18 protein-coding genes are annotated in these 20,653 nt (G+C 72.1%); 10 read left to right on the top strand and 8 right to left on the bottom strand.

Going from position 1 to position 20,653, the window contains the following annotated elements; translation table 11 throughout:
• From murJ to AB0G50_RS02330, 7 genes are all read left to right on the top strand, one after another.
• Complete coding sequence (gene murJ, locus AB0G50_RS02300) at positions 1-1,632, top strand: murein biosynthesis integral membrane protein MurJ (RefSeq protein ID WP_360101333.1); 1,632 nt, start codon at positions 1-3, stop codon at positions 1,630-1,632.
• 37 nt (positions 1,633-1,669) lie between these two features.
• The gene (locus AB0G50_RS02305; protein ID WP_360101335.1) at positions 1,670-3,190 is read left to right on the top strand and encodes a protein kinase family protein; all 1,521 of its coding nucleotides are present in this window, start codon (positions 1,670-1,672) and stop codon (positions 3,188-3,190) included.
• 148 nt (positions 3,191-3,338) lie between these two features.
• Complete coding sequence (gene sigM, locus AB0G50_RS02310; RefSeq protein ID WP_360101337.1) at positions 3,339-3,956, top strand: RNA polymerase sigma factor SigM; 618 nt, start codon at positions 3,339-3,341, stop codon at positions 3,954-3,956.
• Positions 3,953-4,714 (top strand): hypothetical protein, encoded by a 762-nt coding sequence (locus tag AB0G50_RS02315; RefSeq protein ID WP_360101339.1) that lies wholly within the window; start codon positions 3,953-3,955, stop codon positions 4,712-4,714. The genes sigM and AB0G50_RS02315 overlap by 4 nt, the downstream gene beginning before the upstream one ends.
• Positions 4,715-4,817: 103 nt before the next feature.
• Positions 4,818-5,813: a thioredoxin-disulfide reductase gene (trxB, locus tag AB0G50_RS02320; RefSeq protein ID WP_360101341.1), complete on the top strand. Its 996-nt coding sequence runs from the start codon at positions 4,818-4,820 to the stop codon at positions 5,811-5,813.
• 25 nt (positions 5,814-5,838) lie between these two features.
• Positions 5,839-6,165: a thioredoxin gene (trxA, locus tag AB0G50_RS02325; RefSeq protein WP_360101343.1), complete on the top strand. Its 327-nt coding sequence runs from the start codon at positions 5,839-5,841 to the stop codon at positions 6,163-6,165.
• A gap of 193 nt (positions 6,166-6,358) precedes the next feature.
• Complete coding sequence (locus AB0G50_RS02330; RefSeq protein ID WP_360101345.1) at positions 6,359-7,504, top strand: N-acetylmuramoyl-L-alanine amidase; 1,146 nt, start codon at positions 6,359-6,361, stop codon at positions 7,502-7,504.
• A 58-nt stretch (positions 7,505-7,562) separates the two neighbouring features.
• On the opposite strand, the gene AB0G50_RS02335 is transcribed toward AB0G50_RS02330, so the two are convergent.
• Positions 7,563-8,291 carry a TetR/AcrR family transcriptional regulator gene (locus tag AB0G50_RS02335; protein WP_360101347.1) on the bottom strand — a complete coding sequence of 243 codons (729 nt, stop codon included), beginning with the start codon at positions 8,289-8,291 and terminating at the stop codon, positions 7,563-7,565.
• A gap of 165 nt (positions 8,292-8,456) precedes the next feature.
• On the opposite strand from AB0G50_RS02335, the gene AB0G50_RS02340 reads away from it, so the two are divergent.
• A complete protein-coding gene (locus AB0G50_RS02340; RefSeq protein WP_360101349.1) occupies positions 8,457-10,508 on the top strand; it encodes an MMPL family transporter in 2,052 nt (683 codons plus the stop codon).
• A gap of 145 nt (positions 10,509-10,653) precedes the next feature.
• On the opposite strand, the gene AB0G50_RS02345 is transcribed toward AB0G50_RS02340, so the two are convergent.
• Entirely contained in the window at positions 10,654-12,531 is a 1,878-nt protein-coding gene (locus tag AB0G50_RS02345) for a DUF2339 domain-containing protein (protein ID WP_360101351.1), read from the bottom strand.
• A 99-nt stretch (positions 12,532-12,630) separates the two neighbouring features.
• On the opposite strand from AB0G50_RS02345, the gene AB0G50_RS02350 reads away from it, so the two are divergent.
• Both AB0G50_RS02350 and ptsP read left to right on the top strand, forming a co-directional pair.
• Positions 12,631-13,461 (top strand): ribokinase, encoded by an 831-nt coding sequence (locus AB0G50_RS02350; protein ID WP_360101825.1) that lies wholly within the window; start codon positions 12,631-12,633, stop codon positions 13,459-13,461.
• A gap of 64 nt (positions 13,462-13,525) precedes the next feature.
• A complete protein-coding gene (gene ptsP / locus AB0G50_RS02355) occupies positions 13,526-15,157 on the top strand; it encodes a phosphoenolpyruvate--protein phosphotransferase (protein ID WP_360101353.1) in 1,632 nt (543 codons plus the stop codon).
• A gap of 65 nt (positions 15,158-15,222) precedes the next feature.
• On the opposite strand, the gene AB0G50_RS02360 is transcribed toward ptsP, so the two are convergent.
• The 6 genes from AB0G50_RS02360 to AB0G50_RS02385 are packed head-to-tail and all read right to left on the bottom strand — an operon-like array spanning position 15,223 to position 20,647.
• Complete coding sequence (locus AB0G50_RS02360; RefSeq protein ID WP_360101355.1) at positions 15,223-16,137, bottom strand: LysR family transcriptional regulator; 915 nt, start codon at positions 16,135-16,137, stop codon at positions 15,223-15,225.
• Positions 16,134-17,312 (bottom strand): glycine C-acetyltransferase, encoded by a 1,179-nt coding sequence (locus AB0G50_RS02365; protein ID WP_360101357.1) that lies wholly within the window; start codon positions 17,310-17,312, stop codon positions 16,134-16,136. The genes AB0G50_RS02360 and AB0G50_RS02365 overlap by 4 nt, the downstream gene beginning before the upstream one ends.
• A gap of 3 nt (positions 17,313-17,315) precedes the next feature.
• Complete coding sequence (gene tdh / locus AB0G50_RS02370) at positions 17,316-18,347, bottom strand: L-threonine 3-dehydrogenase (protein ID WP_360101359.1); 1,032 nt, start codon at positions 18,345-18,347, stop codon at positions 17,316-17,318.
• Between the two features lie 36 nt (positions 18,348-18,383).
• Positions 18,384-19,847, bottom strand: a complete 1,464-nt coding sequence (locus tag AB0G50_RS02375; protein WP_360101361.1) for an SDR family oxidoreductase — start codon at positions 19,845-19,847, stop codon at positions 18,384-18,386.
• A gap of 27 nt (positions 19,848-19,874) precedes the next feature.
• The gene (locus AB0G50_RS02380) at positions 19,875-20,069 is read right to left on the bottom strand and encodes a hypothetical protein (RefSeq protein WP_360101363.1); all 195 of its coding nucleotides are present in this window, start codon (positions 20,067-20,069) and stop codon (positions 19,875-19,877) included.
• 29 nt (positions 20,070-20,098) lie between these two features.
• Positions 20,099-20,647 (bottom strand): DUF1707 domain-containing protein, encoded by a 549-nt coding sequence (locus AB0G50_RS02385; RefSeq protein ID WP_360101365.1) that lies wholly within the window; start codon positions 20,645-20,647, stop codon positions 20,099-20,101.
• Positions 20,648-20,653: the final 6 nt, after the last annotated feature.

Consider the following 20,653-nt stretch of genomic DNA (forward strand, 5'->3'; position numbering starts at 1 on the left):
ATGAGCGAGGCAGTGGTCCGCGAGAAGAGGCAGGTGCCGTCGCTGGCGAAGGCGAGCGGCTCGATGGCCATCGCCACGGTGGTGAGCCGGGCGACGGGTCTGGGCTCGAAGCTGCTGCTGGTGACGTTGATCGGCACGGGCGTCCTGAACGACTCCTACCAGGTCGCCACGACGTTGCCGACGATGATCAACGAGCTGCTCCTCGGCGGCGTGCTGACCAGTGTGGCGATCCCGCTGCTGGTCCGCGCGGAGAAGGAGGACGGCGACGGCGGCGAGTCGTACGCGCAGTGGATGATCACCATGGGCGTGTCGCTGCTGCTCGTCGGCACGGTCGTCGCCGTCGCCGCGGCGAACCTGTTGACCGGCGTGTTCATCAGCAACTCCTCCGCCAAGGCGAACCCCGAGCTGGTGACCACGTTCGCCTACCTGGTGCTGCCGGGCGTGGTGTTCTACGGCCTGTCGGCGTTGCTCGGCGCGGTGCTGAACGCCCGCCACGTGTTCGGTCCGCCCGCGTGGGCGCCCGTGCTGAACAACATCGTGGTGGTGTTGATCCTGGGCGTGTACTGGCTCATGCCCGGCGAGATCTCGCTCGACCCGGTGCGGATGGGCGAGCCGAAGCTGCTGGTGCTCGGCCTCGGCACGATGCTGGGCGTGGTGGTGCAGGCGGCCGTGATGCTGCCCGCGATGAGGCGCACCGGCATCCGGTTCCGGGTGCGGTTCGGCTGGGACTCGCGGCTCAAGGAGTTCGGCGGACTGGCCTTCTGGCTGCTGCTCTACGTCGGCCTCGGGTTCGCGTCGATCGTGGTGCTGACCCGGGTGGCGACCAACGACCCGGGCGCGATCACGGTCTTCAACTACCAGTGGCTGATCGCCCAGGTGCCCTACGGCGTGCTGGGCGTGTCGCTGCTCACCGCGTTGATGCCGCGGATGTCCAGTGCGGCGGCGGAGAACGACACCGACGCGCTGGTCCGCGACCTCTCGCTGGGCAACCGGATGTCGGCGATCCTGCTGATGCCGTTCAGCGCGTTGATGACGGTCGCGGGCGTGGCGATCGGGCTGGCCGTGTTCTCGCACGGCGCGTCCGGGTTGGAGGGCGGCGAGCGGATCGGCACGGCGCTCGCGCTGTCGGTGTTCGGGCTCGTGCCGTACGCGATCACGTTGTTGCAGCTGCGGGTGTTCTACGCGATGAAGGACGCGCGGACGCCCACGCTCATCCAGGCGCTCATGGTCGGCGCCCGCATCGGGATGCTCTACCTGTTCGAGGCGATCGTGCCGGCGGACAAGCTCGGCGTCGCGGTGTCGATCGCGTGGTCGCTCAGCTTCGTGGTCGGCGCGGTGATCGGGCAGGTGTGGCTGCGGATCCGGTTGGGGCGCCTGCGGACCGGGTACACCGCGTGGACGATCTGCCTGACGGTGGTGGCGTCGGCGATCGGCTTCGCCGCGGCGGCGGGTGCGGCCTGGCTCGTGGTGCACGGGCTGGGCGTCGACTCGCCGGTGGTGAAGGGCTGGATCGAGATGGTCGTGTTGACGGTTGTGGGCCTGCCACTGTCCTTCGGGCTCCTGGCGGTGTTCCGAGTGCCCGAGGTGAAACCCGCGTTGGACAAGATCATCCGGTTGGTGCGTCGCCGATGAACCACGGTATTTCGTTCCCTGCCGTAATCTCGGACCTGTGAGCAGCGGCCCCCTCCAGCACACCTCGCTGACGCCCGGCGGGGTGATCGGCGACGGCCGGTACCGGCTGCTCGCCCGGTCGGGCGTGGACTCCCGCTGCGACGCCGAGTTGTGGCGCGCGCGGGACGGGCAGCTCAACCGGGACGTCGCGTTGACCGTGCTGGTCGGGAACGTCGGCGACCACGCCGCCCTGGCCCGCGCGAAGCGGACCGCCGAGCGGGCCATGCACTCGTCGTCGTTCACACACCCCGGTGTGGCGCGGGTGATCGACGTGCTCACGCCCGGGTCCGGGATCAAGTGGGACGAGGGCATCCTCGGCATCGTCGTCGCCGAGTGGACCCAGGGCACGGACCTGATGGACGTGCTCGGCGAGGGGCCGTTGCCGGCCGGCGCGGCGGCCCGGCTGCTGGCGCCGCTGGGCGCGGCGATCGAGGGCGCGCACCACGCCGGGCTGGTGCTCGGCGCCGACCACCCGCAGCGGATCCGGGTGTCGTCGGACGGGCGGTTGCGGCTCGCGTTCCCGGGGCCGCGGCCGGACGCCATCGCGCGGGACGACGTCAAAGGGCTCGGCGCGGTCCTCTACCTGCTGCTGACCGGGCGGTGGCCGTTGCCCGGCGGTCCGGACGGGGTGCCGGTCGCGCCCACCGGGCCGGACGGCGCGGTCGTGCCGCCGTCGTCGTTGCGGCCGTACGTGCCGCACGAGTTGTCGTCGGTGGCGGTGCGGAGCCTGGACGACACGTCGGTCGGCGCGATCCGGACGTCCGCGGCGATCCTCCAGGTGCTGGACCAGATCACCGCCTCCGAGGCGAAGACCGCGTTGCTGAAGCCGGTGGTGGACGAGCCGGACGACGGCGTGGTGTGGACGACCTCGCGGCCGGAGCGCGGCAAGGAGCACCGGCGGAAGTTGTTGATCAGCGTCGGGGTGCTGGCGTTGGCGACGCTGGCCGTGGTGGTGTGGCTCGGGGTGCAGATCGTGAGCTTCTTCAGCGACGACACCAAGGGCGGTGGCGGGCCGACGGTGGTGATCGGGCAGTCCGCCGACCCCTCGGCCTCGTCGGTGGCGGCGGCGCCGGTGCCCGCCGGGCCCGTGCAGCCCGCGTCGCTCGAGGTGTACGACGTGACGGGGCAGCCGGACAACGCCAACCGGGCCAATCGGGCCGTGGACAACAACCCGACGACGGTGTGGCAGACGGACAACTACTTCCAGCCGTTCCCGGCGTTGAAGCCGGGGCTCGGGTTGATGGCCGGGTTCGCGGAGCCGGTGAAGTTGGCCTCGGTGACGGTGGTGTCGCCGTCCGAGGGGACCGTGGTGGAGATCCGGTCCGCGGGTGGGGGCGATGTGGGGATCCAGGAGACCAAGGTGCTGGCCACGGCCACGTTGGCCGCCGGGCAGACCCAGATCCAGCTGAGCAACATGGAGCCCTCGCAGCACGTGCTGGTGTGGATCACCAAGTTGGCCGGCGGCGGCAAGAACAACAAGACCGAGGTCGGTGAGTTGATCTACACCCGGGCTCAGTAGCGGGTGCTCGGGTTCGGGGATCCGGGGGCGTCCTCGCCGGACGGTCGGCGCCCTCCGGGGTGAAGGCCCGGTCGGCACGACGGTTGCGCCGGTGGTACGGCCAAAGGGTGAACGTTCCGGTGGTGGTCAGGGCCGATAGGCTCTTTGCGTGACCGCCGCAGCCAGCTCGGACGCAGACCTCATCGCGGCGCACGCCGCGGGTGACCCGCACGCCTTTTCCGAGCTGGTCAGACGGCACCGGGATCGGATGTGGGCGGTTGCCCTCCGGACGCTCCGGGACCCCGAGGAGGCTGCCGACGCGCTCCAGGAGGCCTTCATCTCGGCGTTCCGGGCGGCGGCCAGTTTCCGGGCGGAGAGTCAGGTCACCACCTGGCTTCACCGAATAGTGGTGAACGCCTGCCTCGATCGGATGAGGCGGCGGCAGACCCGACCCACCGTGCCGTTGCCCGAGGCCGGGCCCGGGGAGCCCGCCGCGCCGCGGGACGCGATGGCGGAGCGGGAGACCCGGTTGGTGGTGTTGGCCGCGCTCAACGAGCTTCCCGAGGAGCAGCGGGCGCCCATCGTGCTGGTGGACGTGGAGGGGTACTCGGTCGCGGAAACGGCCCAGTTGTTGGGGATTGCGGAGGGCACGGTCAAGTCGCGGTGTGCCCGCGGGAGGGCCAAACTCGCCAAAGTTCTCGGGCACCTCCGGAACCGGAGTGCAGAAGCGAACGTCCCAGGGAGCGATGTGCAGGTGCAACAGGGACGTCAGTTGGAGGAACGATGACCGGCAATGTGCGGCGCTCCGGGCCGCCGTGGTCCGTCGACCTGCTGGCAGACCTGCACGCGGGCGCGTTGGACGCGCGGACCGAGGCAGAGCTACGGCCTATCGTGGAGAACGATCCCGAGGCTCTGGAGATACTCGCCGCACTCGACGCGACGCTCGATGACCTGAGGAACCTGCCCGACGTGCCCATGCCCGCGGCCGTCGCCGCCCGTATCGACGCCGCGCTGGCGGCCGAGGCGCGCGGTGGGGCCGGGGTCGTCGTGGACCTCGCCGCGGCGCGTCGGCGCAAGCGGCTCGGGTGGGGCGCCGGATTGCTCGCCGCGGCCGCGGTGGCCGTCGGCGTGGTCGTGGTCGCGCTCCCCAAGGGTGGGTCGCCGGTCGGTGACGTGGCCGCTCCGCCCGCCGCGACGCCCTCCACCGCGCCCGCCGACTCGTCGCCCCAGCCGTCGGGTGGCAGCGCGGTGAAGATTCCCGAAGTCGCTCCCGGTGACCTCGGCGCGGTGCTCGGCGACGTGCTGAAGGCGCAGAACTACGGGCCGCTGGAGAACCAGGAGACGCTGGCCGGGTGCCTGGCCGGCGCGAACATCACCAGCGCCAAGCCGCTCGGGGTCAGTCCCATCACGCTGTCCGGCAAGGCTGCGGTGATGGCCGTGCTGCCGACCGGCCAGGCCGGGAAGTTCAAGCTCGTGGTGCTCGATCCCGACACGTGCGGTCCGGACAACCCGAACGGCGTGCTCGCCACCAGCGTGATCGGCTAGCACGTAGCCCACCTCACCCCGCCGGCGCGGAATGGTCGCGCCCTACGATCCGTTGAGCACAGTGCAGGCCGACAAAGCCTGTCACGACTTACGGAGGTCGAGGGTGTCGGACGTTCGGAACCTGATCGTCGTCGGATCGGGGCCCGCCGGGTACACGGCCGCGGTCTACGCCGCCCGCGCGCAACTCGAACCGCTCGTGTTCGAGGGCTCGCAGTACGGCGGTGCCCTGATGACCACGACCGAAGTCGAGAACTACCCCGGCTTCCGCGAGGGCATCATGGGTCCCGACCTCATGGAGCAGATGCGCGAGCAGGCCAAGCGCTTCGGCGCCGAGCTGCGCGCGGAGGACGTGGAGAGCGTCGACCTGACCGGTGAGGTCAAGTACGTGACGGCCAACGGGCAGCGCTACGCGGCCCGCGCGGTCGTGCTGGCCATGGGCGCGGCGGCGCGCTACCTCGACATCCCCGGTGAGCAGGAGCTGCTCGGCCGCGGCGTGTCGGCGTGCGCCACCTGCGACGGCTTCTTCTTCCGCGACCAGGACATCGCCGTGATCGGCGGCGGTGACTCGGCCATGGAGGAGGCGACGTTCCTGACCAAGTTCGCCCGGTCGGTGACGATCATCCACCGGCGCGAGGAGTTCCGCGCGTCGAAGATCATGCTCGAGCGCGCCCGCGCCAACGAGAAGATCAAGTGGCTGCTCAACGCCGAGGCGGTCGAGGTCGTCGGCACCGACGGCGCGGTGTCCGGCGTCAAGGTGCGCGACACCCGGACGGGCGAGGTCGGCGAGCAGCCGTTCACCGGCTTCTTCCTGGCGATCGGGCACGACCCGCGCAGCGCGCTCGTGCGGGGGCAGGTCGACGTGGACGACGAGGGTTACGTCCAGGTCGTCGGCCGGTCGACCTACACGAACCTGGACGGCGTGTTCGCGGCGGGCGACCTGGTCGACCACACCTACCGGCAGGCCATCACCGCGGCCGGGTCCGGGTGTTCGGCCGCGATCGACGCGGAGCGCTGGCTGTCCGAGCACGGCGTCCCGGAGGCCGACGTCGCCGCCGAGCACGTCGGCGGCGGCTACGGCGAGCCCGTCACCACCAGCTGAGTTTTCGTACCAAGAGGAGATCAACATGGCAGGCTCGACCGTGGTCGTGACCGACAAGTCCTTCGCCGACGACGTGCTGACCAGCGAGAAGGCGGTTCTGGTCGACTTCTGGGCGACGTGGTGCGGCCCGTGCAAGATGGTCGCGCCGGTGCTGGAGGAGATCGCCGCCGAGCACGCCGACAAGATCACCGTCGCGAAGCTCGACATCGACGCCAACCCGAACGTGGCGCGCGACTACCAGATCATGTCGATCCCGACCATGATCCTGTTCCAGGGCGGCCGCCCGGTGAAGCAGATCGTGGGCGCCAAGCCGAAGGCCGCGCTGCTCAACGACCTGGCCGACGTGCTCTGAGGCGCAAACCCGGGTGCAACCCTTAGAGTGACCCGTCCGTCTTTGTATAAGGCGGACGGGTTCACGCTTTTGTGGCGGGTAACCACGGGCTGTAGCCCTGCGTGGGGCAGTCGGATGAGCAAGGCACAATAGGTCGGTCAGTCCAGCGTCTACCGCGTCGACGGGTGTCGGCGCACAAGTGAGCGAGGGGTGCATGCTGCTACTCCGCCGCGGTGATTTCGGGCCGGACGTCGCCGAGGTCAGGGCAACGCTGACCAGGCTCGGACTGCTGTCCGACCCGCAGCCGTCGCAGGTGTTCGACCTCCCGGTCGAGCACGCAGTGCGCACGTTCCAGCAGCAGCGAGGTCTCATCACCGACGGTCTGGTCGGACCGGCCACGTACCGCGCCCTGCGCGACGCGACGTTCAACCTGGGCGACCGGCCGCTGGCGTTCCTCATGTCCCAGCCGGTCACCGGTGACGACGTGTCGGCCTTGCAGGAGCGGTTGCTGGAACTCGGGTACGACGCCGGGCGCGCGAACGGCGAGTTCGGTCACCAGACCGAGCAGGCGTTGCGCAGTTTCCAGCGCGATTACGGGCTCATGGTCGACGGCATGTGCGGGCCGAACACGGTGCGCGCGCTGCGGCAGTTGCAGCCCAAGGTGCGCGGCGGGCGGCCGGTGTTCCTGCGCGAGCAGGAGCGCGTGCGCCGGGCCGGGCCGCGGCTGAGCGGCAAGCGGATCATCATCGACCCCGGTCACGGCGGCGCCGACCGCGGCGTGGTGGTCGACGGCGTGTCCGAGGCCGACGTGATGCTGGACCTCGCGCGCAAGCTCGAGGGCAAGATGGCCGCGACGGGCATGGAGGCGCTGCTCACCCGCGGGCCGAACCACTGCCCGGACGAGGGCGAGCGGGCCCGGTTCGCGAACGAGGCGGGCGCGGACCTGATCCTGTCGCTGCACTCCGACGCCAACCGCTCGGCGCTGGCGTCGGGCGTGGCGAGCTTCCACTTCGGCACCGGCAACGGGACGTCGTCCACGGTCGGCGAGGCGCTGGCCGGGTTCATCCAGCGCGAGATCGTGGCGCGGACCGGGTTGACCGACTGCGGCACGCACCCGAAGTCGTGGGACATGCTGCGGATGACGCGGTGCACGGCGGTCCGGGTCGAGGTCGGGTACCTGACGAACGCGGGCGACCGGCAGCGGCTGGCCAACCCGTCGTTCCGGGACGTGGTGGCCGAGGGCATCCTCGTCGCGGTGAAGCGGCTGTACCTGCTCGGGCAGAACGACCAGCCCACCGGCACGTTCACGTTGAGCGACCTGCTCAAGCACGAACTCGCCACCGGGACCACCCCGCGCTAGTCGGGGTCCGGGTGGAGGCCGGGGGCGCCGGAGGTGCCCCCGGCGTCGCCGACCGGTGCTACGGCCGGTCGGGGCGGTGGGTCAGGCTCAGCTCGCCGAGCATCTGACCCAGCATCCGGTCGAACATGGCCTCCGGGTTCGAGACCACGAACGGGAAGCGGCCGAAGACCTCCAGGGCGACGTGGCCGTACAGGCGGACCCAGCTCTGGAGGATGTGGTAGATCGCGCCCAGGTGCAGCACGTCCTCGTCGATCTCCACGCCGCGCTCGCGGACCGTCTCGATCATGACGTGCTGGAACGCGCGCAGGTCGGCCTCGAGGCTCTCCGGCACGTCCTCGGGCACCGGTTTCGGGAACGGGTGCGCGGCGACCAGGCCGGCGGCCAGTTGCAGGAAGATCTTGCCGAACTGGTCGCCCTCCTCCTTCACCCTGCCGTCGGTCGAGGCGAACACCAGCGCGAACTCGCTGGGGTGCGCGAGCGCCCACTTCCGGAACCGCCTGCCGACGGCGAAGACCTGGGCCGGCACGTCGTCGGAGGCCTGCGCGTCCAGCTCGGCCGACAGCGCGCGGTCGAGGTCGCCGCAGATGTCGTCGCACAGCCTGGCCAGCAGGTCCTCGCGCGAGTCGTAGTACCGGTACAGCGCGGGCGCCGTGATGCCGACCGCCCGGGCGATCGCACGGAGCGTCACCGCGTCCGCCCCGCGCTCCACCAACAGGGCACGCGCGGTACGCCGGATGTCGCGTTCGGTTTCCGCCCGGAGTCGTTCTCGTCGCGTGGCCTCGGTCATATGTCACCCCATCGGGTTGTAAACGGTGTTCACCGCGCGTAGCTTCGGCCTCAGTGAACGGTGTTTACCGAGTTCACGCCATTTACGCAACGGTAGCTCACCTGATCGAGGGAGGTCGCGGTGTTCGCGACGTGGGGATCACTGGCATACCGCCGCCGATGGGTGGTGTTGATCGCGACGGTGGTGCTGGCCGTGACCGGGGGTGTCTGGGGCCTGGGCGTGTTCGACCGCCTCAGCCAGGGCGGTTACGACGCGCCCGGCAGCGAGGCGGCGCGCGCCAACCAGGTCGCGCAGGACGCCTTCGGCCGCCAGGGCGGTGACGTCCTGGTGGTGTACAACACGGTCGATCCCGCCAGGTCCGCCGAAATCGGGCAGCGGCTCAAGGACCTGCCGAGTGATGCCGTGCTCCAGTCGCAGCTGATCCCCCAGCCGGCCGCGGGCAAGTCCCTCGCCGTCATCACCCTGCGCGGCGACAACTCCAACGCGCAGATCAAGCAGTACGAGGAGATCGAGCCGAAGCTCGCGCTGGACGGCGTCGACTCGGTGGTCGGCGGCCTGGTGCCGACCCAGACGGAGATCAACGCGCTCTCCTCCTCCGACCTCACCAAGGCCGAGGCGGTGTCGCTGCCGATCGTGCTGATCCTGCTCGTGATCATCTTCGGCGGGCTGGTCGCCGCGGCGCTGCCGGTGCTCGTCGGCGGTCTCGCGATCATGGGCTCGCTCGGCGTGCTGCACCTGATCTCGCTCGGCCTGGACGTGAACTCGTTCGCGGTCAACGTGGCCAGCCTGCTGGGTCTGGGCATGGCGATCGACTACGGCCTGTTCATGGTCGGCCGCTTCCGCGAGGAACTGGCCGCCGGCCGCAGCACCGAGGACGCGGTCCGCCGCACGGTCGCCTCCGCCGGCCGCACCGTCGTGTTCTCCGCGACGCTGCTGGTGATCGCGCTCGCCGGCCTCCTGCTGTTCCCGCACGGCTTCCTCAAGTCGCTGAGCTACGGCGGCATGTCCGCGGTCGCGATCGCCGCCGTCGTCTCGCTCACGCTGCTGCCCGCGCTGCTCGCCGTCCTCGGCCACCGGGTGGACAAGCTGGCCGTGCCGTGGCGCAAGAAGAACCCGTCCGAGCGCGGCTGGCGCTCGGTCGCCGCCGCCGTGATGAAGCGCCCGCTGCTGTTCGCGCTGCCGATCGTGGTGGTGCTGCTGGCCATGGGCGCGCCGTTCCTGAACGTGAAGTTCGGCGAGGTCACCGAGAAGGTGCTGCCCGCGGGCAACTCGGTGCGGGTCGCGGCCGAGACCATCAACTCGGACTTCAAGGGTTTGGCCAACAACGGCTTCAAGATCGTCGTCACCGGCGACCCGTCGGCCGCCGCCGTGCAGGCGTTCGCGACCGAGGTCGGCGCGGTGGACGGAGTCGGCGAGGCCAGGATCGGCGCCGAGCCGAAGAACGGCACCTGGTTGCTCGCCGCGAGCCTCGACCAGGAACCGTTGAGCGACAAGTCGAAGCAGGCGCTCAAGGACGTCCGGGCGCTCAAGGGGCCGGGCTCCGAGGTGCTCGTGGGCGGCAGCACGGCGATGGTGTCCGACAGCCTGGACGCGATCTCCTCGCGGCTGCCGTGGATGGTGCTGCTGCTCGTCGGCGCCACGTTCGTGCTGATGTTCCTCGCGTTCGGGTCGCTGGTGCTGCCGATCAAGGCGGTCGTGATGAGCGCGCTGAGCCTGTCCGCCACGTTCGGCGTGCTGGTGTGGGTGTTCCAGGAGGGGCACCTGGCGTCGTGGCTCGGCGTCACGCCCTCGCCGCTGGAGTCCGGGATCGTCGTGCTGATGGCGGCCATGGTGTTCGGGCTGTCCACCGACTACGAGGTGTTCCTGTTGTCCCGCATGGTCGAGGCGCGCGGTCGGGGCGCCTCCAGCGTCGAGGCGGTGACGACCGGGTTGGCCAAGACCGGCCGGGTGATCACCGCGGCGGCGCTGCTGCTGATCGTGGTGACCGGCGCGTTCGCCTTCTCGCAGATCACGATGATGCGGTTCGTCGGCGTCGGCATGATCCTAGCGCTCGCGCTGGACGCGACCGTGGTGCGGATGCTGCTGGTGCCCGCCGTGATGAAGCTGCTGGGCGACGCGGCCTGGTGGGCGCCCGGTCCGCTCAAGCGGATCCAGCAGCGGATGGCGATCCACGAGGAGTCGCCGGTGGAGGACGAGAAGGTGCCGGCGCCCGTCTAGCGGGGTGTGCGTCCGGCGCCGGTCGCTCGGGGGGCGAAACGACCGACGCCGGACTCCTCCCGGTGCGGTGCACCGGTGGTCGTACCCCGACTTGGTAGGACTACCACCAGGTTGACGCAAAGGGAGGCGTTTTGGATCCAGAGAGCTACGAATTCGCCGAAATTCTCCGCGTTGCCACCAACTTGGCGTAACGGGTGCCCGCCGTGAGGAGGATGAGCCCCGCACCCATGAAGGCGAGCACCCGGGCGAACCCGTCGAGCGCGGCGAGGTCGAACAGCAGCAGTTTGGCCACCGCCGCGCCGACCAGCACCAACCCGGAAACCCGCAGAACGCGCACGTCGACGCCCTTTACCAGCAGCACCAGGGCGATCAGCGTCCACGACACGGTGACGATCGTGTGACCGAAGACGAATCCGGTGACGGTCGGTGACACGAGCAGGGCGGAGCACAGCACCACGCCCGCCGCGCCGTACAGCGCGACCACACCCGCCGCGATCCACGGCACGGGGTTGCCGCCGAGCACGCCCAGCCGGTTCGCCACCCACGGCAGCGCGATCGCGAACGCCGTGAGCACGACCGCGGTCAGCAGACCCGTCACCAGGTCGGCCTGGCGCAGCACCCGCAGCGGTTCCAGGAGCAGCAGCGCGGGCGGCAGGGCCTGGCCGAACGTCAGCAGCAGGCCCAACCCGCCGAACACGCCCGACGCGAGCAGCGGACCGCGCGACCGGAGCTGCCCGGCGAGCAGGGCCAGCACCAGCGCCTCGGCCAGCACCACGGCGGCGCGCGTGCTGCCGTCGAAGATCGTCGCGGTGGTCTGGAGCAGCGCGAACGCGCCGACACCGCCCACACCGGCGGTGAACGCGCGGGGCAGCGTGCGCCTGCCCGCCGCCCACACCACCAGCATCAGCACGGCGACGAACCCGGCCACGACGGCGGCGTGCTCCCGCGCCAGCAGCGCGGTGGTCAGCAGGGCGGGCATCGGCGAGGCGACCGCCAGCGCGAGCGCCGTGCCGTCCTCGGGGCGGATCCGGATGGTCAGCACCGCGAACACCACCCCGACCAGGGCCGCGACCAGCGCGATCGCGGCCAGGGCGATCGGGTCGGTCGCGCGGTCGCCGAGGGCGAGCACGATCGCGAGCAGCGGCGGCACGCCCGCCGCGACACCCAGCCACGGCCAGTCCCGGCGCAGGTGCACCGGGCTCGCGGCGGCCTTCAGCACCAGCAGGAAGCCGACCAGCTCGGCGGTGAACCCCTTGGTCAGCACCGGTGCGCACACCGCGCACGCGGCGACGACGCCGATCGCGAGCACCGACGAGTCCCAGCGCGCGCCGAGCCACAGGCCGCCGCCCGCGATCACCAGACCGGCCGCGAGGCCGCCGAACGCGGGCAGGTAGGCGTAGATCGTGGTGGCGGCCACGACGTCCAGGTACAGCACCGCGATGCCGGTGGCGGCGAGGGCGAACGCGCCGGTGCGCGCGGTCTCGGCGCGGTGCAGGCGGAGGCCGATGAGCACCAGCACGAGCCCGAGGCCCGCGCCGCCGAGGACCCGGGGCAGCGGACCGAGGTAGCCGCGCTGGACGGCGAGGACGAGCAGCAGCACGACGCCGAGCAGCGTGACGGCGCCGCCGACCCAGGCCAGCACCTTGCTGCCGACGCCGTCGCGGCCGAGGCGCTCCCACAGGCTTTCCCGGGGCGGGAGGGCCACCGGGAGCGGCTGGGGCGTCCAGGTGGGAGGCGGCGGCGGTGCGGCGAGGGTCGGTGCCGGCGGGAGGCTCCGGTCGACCTGCGCGGGCTGGGGCGGGATCGTGGGCAGGACCGGCGGGACCGGCAGGACCGGCGGGACGGGCGGGACGGGCGGTACCGGCCGGCCGGGCGCGGGCTTCGGCGCCCCGGTCGGTTCCGCCGCCTCGGCCGCCTCGGTGCGGAGGCGGTAGTCGCGCAGTTCGACGCCGACCATCGCGAGGCGCCGTCCGAGCACGCCCAGTTCTTCCGAGAGCCGTATGAGCGGGTCCTGTCCAGTCATGGTGTCAGGGTCGCCCGTTCGAGTGATCAGGTGAATCCGTACCTCTACTCAAGCCGCATGACGAAGTGGTCACGTCGCCGGCAGGGTGGGTCCGTGGGAATCCTCGTGCTCGGGTCCGCGAACGCCGACCTCGTCGTGTCCGTGCCGCGTCGACCGGGGCCCGGCGAGACCGTGCTGGGCGGCGACACGGCGGTGCTGCCCGGCGGCAAGGGCGCGAACACGGCGGTCGCGGCGGCCAGGCTGGGCGCGGACGTGCGGTTGCTCGGCGCGGTCGGCGACGACGCGTTCGGGCGGCTGCTGCGCGGGTCGCTGGCCGCCGCCGGCGTCGACCTCGGGCTGCTGCGCACGGTGGACCGGCCGACCGGCCTGGCCCACATCGCGGTGACCCCGGACGGGGAGAACTCGATCGTCGTCGCGCCCGGCGCCAACGCGGCGCTGGAACCGTCCGATGTGGACGGTGTGGACTGGGCGGGCGTCGACGTGCTGGTGTGCTCGCTGGAGGTGCCGGTCGACGTGGTGGCGCACGCGGTGCGCCTCGCCGCGCGCAACGGGGTGCGGCCGGTGTTGAACCTGTCCCCCGTCGTGGCGCTGCCGGACGACGTGGTCGCGCTGCTGGACCCGGTGGTGGTCAACGAGCACGAGGCCGCCCTGCTGGGCCCGACCGGCGCGCGCGCCACGATCGTGACGCTCGGCGCGCGCGGTGCCGAAGTGGACGGCCGAAGGGTCGCCGCGCCCGCGGTCGAGGTGGTCGACACGACCGGCGCGGGCGACGCGTTCACCGGTGCGCTCGCGGTCGGGTTGGCGGGCGGCGCGGACCCGGTGGCGGCGGCGCGGTTCGCGGTGCGGGTGGCCGCCCTGTCGGTGACGGCACGGGGCGCGCAGCCGTCCTACCCGGACCGGGCCGCGGTCGACCGCGCGGCGCACGGCTAGCGGGCTCGCGCCGAGTGGGTTTGGCTGTTCTCCTCACCTCCACGGGGAAGGTATGGTCTAGACCATGTCGAGCGCGCGGCTGAGCGGTGTCGGTGTCAGTTCGGGGCGGGCCTCCGGCCCCGTGGTCAGGGTGGCGGAACCACTGGGCGAACCGCCGTCCACCCCCGTTCCCGCCGACCTCGATCACGAGGCCGCCCGGATCGAACCGGCGGCCGCCGCGGTCGCCGAACGCCTGTTCGCCCGTGCCGCCACGGTGTCCGGCGACGCGAAGGCCGTGCTGGAGACCACCGCCGCGATGGCGTCCGACCCCGCCCTGCTCTCGCAGGCCGCCGGGCTCGTGACCGGCGAGAAGCTGCCCGCCGCGCGCGCCGTGCACCAGGCCGCGGCCGGGTTCATCACCGCGCTCGAGGCCGCCGGCGGCTACATGGCCGAGCGCGCCCGCGACGTCCGCGACGTGCGCGACCGCGTGGTGGCCGAACTGCTCGGCGTCGCCGCGCCCGGCGTGCCCGACCTGGAGTCGCCCAGCGTCCTGGTCGCCCGCGACCTCGCGCCTGCCGACACCGCGGGCCTCGACCCGGCCAAGGTGCTCGCGCTGGTCACCGAGGAGGGCGGGCCCACCTCGCACACCGCGATCCTGGCCCGGTCGCTCGGCATCCCGGCCGTGGTCGCCTGTCGCGGGATCCTCGCCCTGGAGGCGACCTCCCTGGCCGTCGACGGCGACACCGGCGAGGTCGCGCCGTCCGACGGCACGGTCCGCGCCGCGAGCGCCGCCGGCAAGGTCGAGTGGAACGGCGTCGGCGTGCTGCGCGACGGCCACCGGGTGAAGGTGCTCGGCAACGTGGGCTCGCCCGCCGACGCCGCTGCCGCCGCCGCGGCCGGAGCCGAGGGCGTCGGCCTGTTCCGCACCGAGTTCTGCTTCCTGTCCGCCTCCGAGGAGCCGTCCGTCGAGGAGCAGCGCAAGGCCTACGCGGCCGTGCTCGCGCCGTTCGCGGGCAAGCCCGTCGTGGTGCGCACCCTGGACGCCGGCGCCGACAAGCCGCTGCCGTTCCTCGACCCGGACCCCGAGCCCAACCCGGCGCTGGGCGTGCGCGGCCTGCGCGTGGCGTTCGACCGGCCCGAGGTGCTGGAGCGCCAGCTGGAGGCCATCGCCCTGGCCGCGGAGGACTCCGGTGCCGAGGTGTCGGTGATGGCGCCGATGGTCGCCACCGCCGCCGAGGCCGCGTGGTTCGTGGACCGGGCGCGTGCCGCGGGCCTGGACCGGGCCGGCGTGATGGTCGAGATCCCGGCCGCCGCGCTGTCCGCCCGCGAGATCCTGGCCGTGGTCGACTTCGTGTCCCTGGGCACGAACGACCTGGCCCAGTACGTCTTCGCGGCCGACCGCCAGGTGGGCGCCGTCGCCGCGCTGAACGACCCGTGGCAGCCCGCGCTGCTGCGGCTGATCAAGCTCGTCGGCGAGGCGGGCACCGAACTGGGCAAGCCCGTCGGCGTCTGCGGCGAGGCCGCGGCCGACCCGCTGCTGGCCTCCGTGCTGACCGGCCTCGGCGTCACCAGCCTGTCGATGAACCACGCCGCGCTGGCCGGCGTGGGCGCGAAGCTGGCCGAAACCAGCCTGGACGTGTGCCAGCTGGCCGCACGCGGCGCCCTCGCCGCCGCCGACCCGGCCGGCGCCAAGGTCGCCGCGAAGGCACCGCACTAGGACCCGGTTCCGCCGAGTGCCCCGACCGCTCCGTGGTCGGGGCACTTCGGCGTTTCCGGGCGCGCTCAGTCCACTTCGAACACTTGTTCGAGTTGTCCACCGCTGTGGACAACCCTGTGGACAACTGTGAGGGCGTCCCTGACCAGGCAGATCAGCGGATGGCCTTCACTACCCCGGCGCACGGCCGCGAAAACCCGCCGTAGCGGGGCGTCTCCGGAGACGGGGACGCCGCGCAGCGCGTTGCGGGGCGCCAGCGCCACACCCGCACCCGCCCGCACCAGCGCGCCGACCGCGCTGAAGTCGTCCGACGTGTGCTCGATGCGCGGCGCGAAACCGGCGTTCTCGCAGGCCAGCTCCACCACGTCGCGGACCGGGTTGCCGGGCAGCGTCGCGATCCACGGCTCGTCCGCGAGCGCCGCCAGGTCCACCGACTCCGCGCCCGCCAGCGGGTGCCGCGGCGGCAGGACCACGTCGAACGGCTCGGTGTAGAGCGGGAAGCGGGTCAGGCGCTCGTCGGAGGTGCGGAGGCGGTACTCCTCGGTGATCGCCAGGTCGATGCCGCCGTCCAGCAGCAGCGGCACGCTCGCGTGCCCCTCCACGTCCCGGACCCGCACCTCCACGCCCGGCGCGGTCAGCCGCAGCGACGCGATGGCCGGCGCCACCACCTGGGTGATCGCGGACGCGAAGCTGCCCACGTTCACCCGGCCGACGGTGCCCGCCGAGAACGCCGCCAAGGTCGCCGACGCGCGCTCCAACTCGGCCGCCACCGCGACCGCGTGCGCCACCAGCAGCTCGCCTGCCGCGGTCAACGACACCCGTCGACCACGACGGCGAAGCAGCTCGTGCCCCGCCTCCGACTCCAGGGCCGCGAGCTGCTGCGACACCGCCGACGGCGTCAGGTGCAGCGCGGACGCCGCCGCCGTCACGGTGCCGTGGTCGGCCAGCGCCCGCAGCACCCGCAGCCGACGGGGGTCGATCACATCCCGGCCCGGGCGGCCACGAACGCGTCCACCGCCCGGTGCACGTCGTCGGTGGAGTGCGCGGCCGACATCTGGGTCCGGATCCGCGCCTTGCCGTGCGGCACCACGGGGTAGGAGAACCCGATCACGTAGACGCCCTGCTCCAGCAGCAGGTCGGCCAACCGCGACGCCTTCGCCGCGTCGCCGATCATCACCGGGATGATCGGGTGCTCGCCGGGCAGCAGGTCGAAGCCCTCGGCGGTCATCCGCTCGCGGAACAGCGCGGTGTTGGCCCGCAGCCGCTCCAGCAGCTCGCCCGACGACGACAGCAGGTCCAGCGCCGCGATGGCCGCGGACGTGATCGACGGCGCGAGCGAGTTGGAGAACAGGTACGGCCGCGACCGCTGCCGCAGCATTTCCACGATCTCGGCCCGACCCGACGTGTAGCCACCGCTCGCGCCGCCCAGCGCCTTGCCCAGGGTGCCCGTCACGATGTCCACGCGGTCCTGCACGCCGAACAGCTCGGGCGTGCCGCGGCCGGTCGGGCCGGTGAACCCGACGGCGTGCGAGTCGTCCACCATCACCAGCGCGTCGTGCTCGTCGGCCAGCGCGCAGATCTCGTCCAGCGGCGCGAGGTAGCCGTCCATCGAGAACACGCCGTCGGTCGCGATCAGCCGGTACCGCGCGCCGGCCGCGTCCACCAGCTGCTTCTCCAGGTCGCCCAGGTCCCGGTTGCGGTACCGGTAGCGGGTCGCCTTCGACAGCCGCACGCCGTCGATGATCGACGCGTGGTTCAGCTCGTCGGAGATGATCGCGTCCTCCGCGCCGAGCAACGTCTCGAACAGGCCGCCGTTCGCGTCGAAGCACGACCCGTACAGTATGGTGTCCTCGGTGCCGAGGAACGCCGACAGCCGCGCCTCCAACTCCTTGTGCGGCTCCTGCGTGCCGCAGATGAACCGCACCGACGCCATCCCGAAACCCCACCGGTCGAGCGCGTCCTTCGCCGCCTCCACCAGCACCGGGTGGTCGGCGAGACCCAGGTAGTTGTTGGCGCAGAAGTTCAGCACCTCGGCGCCCGAACCCACCCGCACCGCCGAGTCCTGCGGTGTCGCGATCACCCGTTCCGCCTTGTACAGGCCCGCCGCCCGGATCTCGTCCAGTCCCGCGCGCAGACCCTCGCGCATCGCGCCGTACATCCGTCAGCTCCCGTCCCAGTCGAGGATGACCTTGCCGCACTTGCCCTCGCGCGCGGTGGCGAACGCCTTGTCGTGCTCGGTGTAGGAGAACCGGTGGGTGATCACCGGCGACAGGTCGAGCCCGCGCTGCAACAGCACGGACATCGAGTACCACGTCTCGAACATCTCCCGCCCGTAGACGCCCTTGATCTGGAGCATCTTGAACACGACGTCGCTCCACGACACCGGGAACTCCACCGAGGGCAGCCCCAGCATCGCGATCCGCCCGCCGTGCGCCATGTTCCCGATCATGTCCTGCAACGCCACCGGCTGCCCGGACATCTCCATGCCCACGTCGAAGCCCTCGGTCATGCCCAGCTCGACCTGCGCGTCGGCGATCGTCGCCGTCGACACGTCCAGCGCCAGGTCGACACCGACCTCACGTGCCAGCTCCAGCCGGTGCGGGCTCACGTCGGTGATCACCACGTTGCGCGCGCCCGCGTGCTTGGCCACCGCCGCCGCCATGATCCCGATCGGGCCGGCGCCGGTGATCAGCACGTCCTCGCCGATCACCGGGAACGACAGCGCGGTGTGCACGGCGTTGCCGAACGGGTCGAAGATCGCCGCCACGTCCAGGTCGACCGGCGAGCGGTGCACCCACGCGTTCTGCGCCGGCAGCGCCACGTACTGGGCGAACGCGCCGTCGCTGTGCACGCCGAGCCCCTTGGTCCGGGCGCACAGGTGCCGGCGGCCCGCCTTGCAGTTGCGGCACGTGCCGCACACCAGGTGACCCTCGCCGCTGACCAGGTCGCCGACCGCCACCCCGGTCACCGCGGCGCCGACCTCGACGACCTCACCGACGAACTCGTGCCCCAGCACGCGCGGGGGCCGGACGGTCGCCGCCGCCCACTCGTCCCACGCGTCGATGTGCAGGTCGGTGCCGCAGATGCCGGTCCGCAGCACGCGGACCACCACGTCGGCGGGACCGGGCGCGGGGTCGGGGACGTCGGTCAACTCGAGTCCCGGCCCGGCGGTCGCCTTGACCAGTGCCTTCATGGCGGCAGTCTGCTCCCGTCCACTTTGTGCAGTCCATCAGGACTTTCTAACCTCGCTCGTAAGCTCCGCTTCACTGGCGATGTTGCGCACCATGCCGCCGAACACCAGTCCGTGGAACGGCCACACCAGCCACCAGTACGCGTGCCCGGCCAGTCCGCGCGGCACGAACACCGCGCGCTGGCGGTAAGTGGACCCGCCGCCCTCCCGCTCCGCCACTCGGAGTTCGAGCCAGGCCAGTCCGGGAACCCGCATCTCCGCGCGCAGCCGCAGCAGCCGCGGCCGGTCGATCTCCTCGACCCGCCACCAGTCCACCGCCTCGCCGACGTGCAGCCGCTTCGGGTCGCGCCGCCCGCGCCGCAGCCCGACGCCGCCGACCAGCCGGTCCAACCACCCGCGCACCGCCCAGGCCAGGGGGAACGAGTACCAGCCGTGCTCGCCGCCGATGCCCTCGACCACCGCCCACAGCCGCTCGACCGACGCGGTCGTGTCGTGCTCCCGCACGTCGACGAACGACGAGCCGCCCGACCAGTCCGGGTCCGACGGCAGCGGGTCCGCGGGCGCGCCCGGCACCGACGCGTTCGACCACCGGGTTTCCACGTCCGCGTCGCGGATCCGGTTCAGCGCGAGTTCCACCGCCCGGTCGTACGCGGTGGTCTCACCCGGCACCAGCGCCCGGATGTCGTCCTCCCGGCACACCACCTCGTGCACCAGCGACTCGATCAGCGGCGCGGCGATCGACCTCGGCACCGGCGTGACCACGTTGACCCAGTGCGACGACAGCCGCGGCGTCAGGAACGGCACCGTCAGCACCCGCCGCGGCCGCAGGCCCGCGACCGCGGCGTACCGCTTCATCATGTCCAGGTACGTCAGCACGTCCGGCCCGCCGATGTCGAACGTCCGGTTCACGCCGTCGGGCAGGTCCACCACGCCCACCAGGTACCGCAGCACGTCCCGCACCGCGATCGGCTGGATCCGGCTGTGCACCCACCGGGGCGTCACCATCACCGGCAGCCGCTCGGTCAGGTACCGCAGCATCTCGAAGCTCGCCGACCCGGACCCGATCACCACCGCGGCCTGGAGCACGACCGCCGGCACCGCCGAGGCCAGGAAGACCTCGCCGACCTCCTTGCGCGACGCCAGGTGCGGCGACAGCGCCACCCCCTCGGGGTGCAGCCCGCCCAGGTACACGACCCGCTTGACGCCCGCGGCCTCGGCGGCGCGGGCGGTGTTCTCCGCCGCCCGGCGGTCCGCGTCCGCGAAGTCGTCGTGCTGCAACGAGTGCACCAGGTAGTGCACGACGTCCACGCCCGCCATGGCCGGGCCGAGCGTGTCCGGCGACAGCACGTCGCCGCGCACCACCTCGACGTCACCCGCCCACGGCACGTCGCGCAGCTTGCCGGGGTCGCGGACGAGGCAGCGGACCTCGTGACCCTCGGCGATCAGCCGGGGTACGAGCCGTCCGCCGAGATAACCGGTCGCACCGGTGACGAGGCAGCGCATGCCCCGATCCTGTGCGACCGGCGGCCGTCACGCATGACGGACGGAGTGCCAGTACGCGGCGTTCAACGAGCGCGGCGACGGCAGTCCGTACACCCCGTCGGCGGCGTTCGCGGCCAGTTCCGCCAGGTAGGAGGCGGTGGTGTGACCGGCCTCGGCGGCCGCGCGCTCGATCCGCGACCGCGTCTCGTCGTCCAGGGTGAACCGGACGTCAGTGTTCGACATGGGCCATACAACTACGGCAAACGGAGCAGTCACGCATTACGGAGGATCGAGCGCTTCCGCTTGATCTCCACCGAACCCGCCTTGACCACGCCGCGCACCACGAAGTGCGGCCGACCGCCCGCGGTCCGCCCGCCCTTGTCCTTGACCGAACCCGCCGACAGCTCCAGGCCGTCGGTGTCCACCGACGCGCCGTCGGGCACGACCATCTTCAGCGAACCGGCCGTCAGGTCCAGCTCGATGTCGACCACGGCGTGCGGGATCACCGCCTCGCGGAAGTCCAGGTCGGCCGAACCCATGGTCGTGCGCAGCACGATCGTCCGCGGCACCACCCACGGACCGCGCCGCTTGACCGTGGACAGGGTCGCCTTGAACTCGACGTTCTCCTGCGAGGCGACCACCACGGTCTGCTCGTCGTGCACCACGCCGGGCAGGTCGAGCAGCACCGCGTTGAGCTGGCCGCGGGTTTTGGCCGCCAGCGCCGTGTCGGTGCGCTCGGTGAACTCGTCGAGCGTCAGCAGCCCGCGACCGATCGCCTTCTGGAGCACGCCCACGACGTGCTCGCGCTCCGCGTCCGACACTCGAAG

The organism is Actinosynnema sp. NPDC020468 (assembly GCF_040642015.1).
Lineage (GTDB): Bacteria > Actinomycetota > Actinomycetes > Mycobacteriales > Pseudonocardiaceae > Actinosynnema.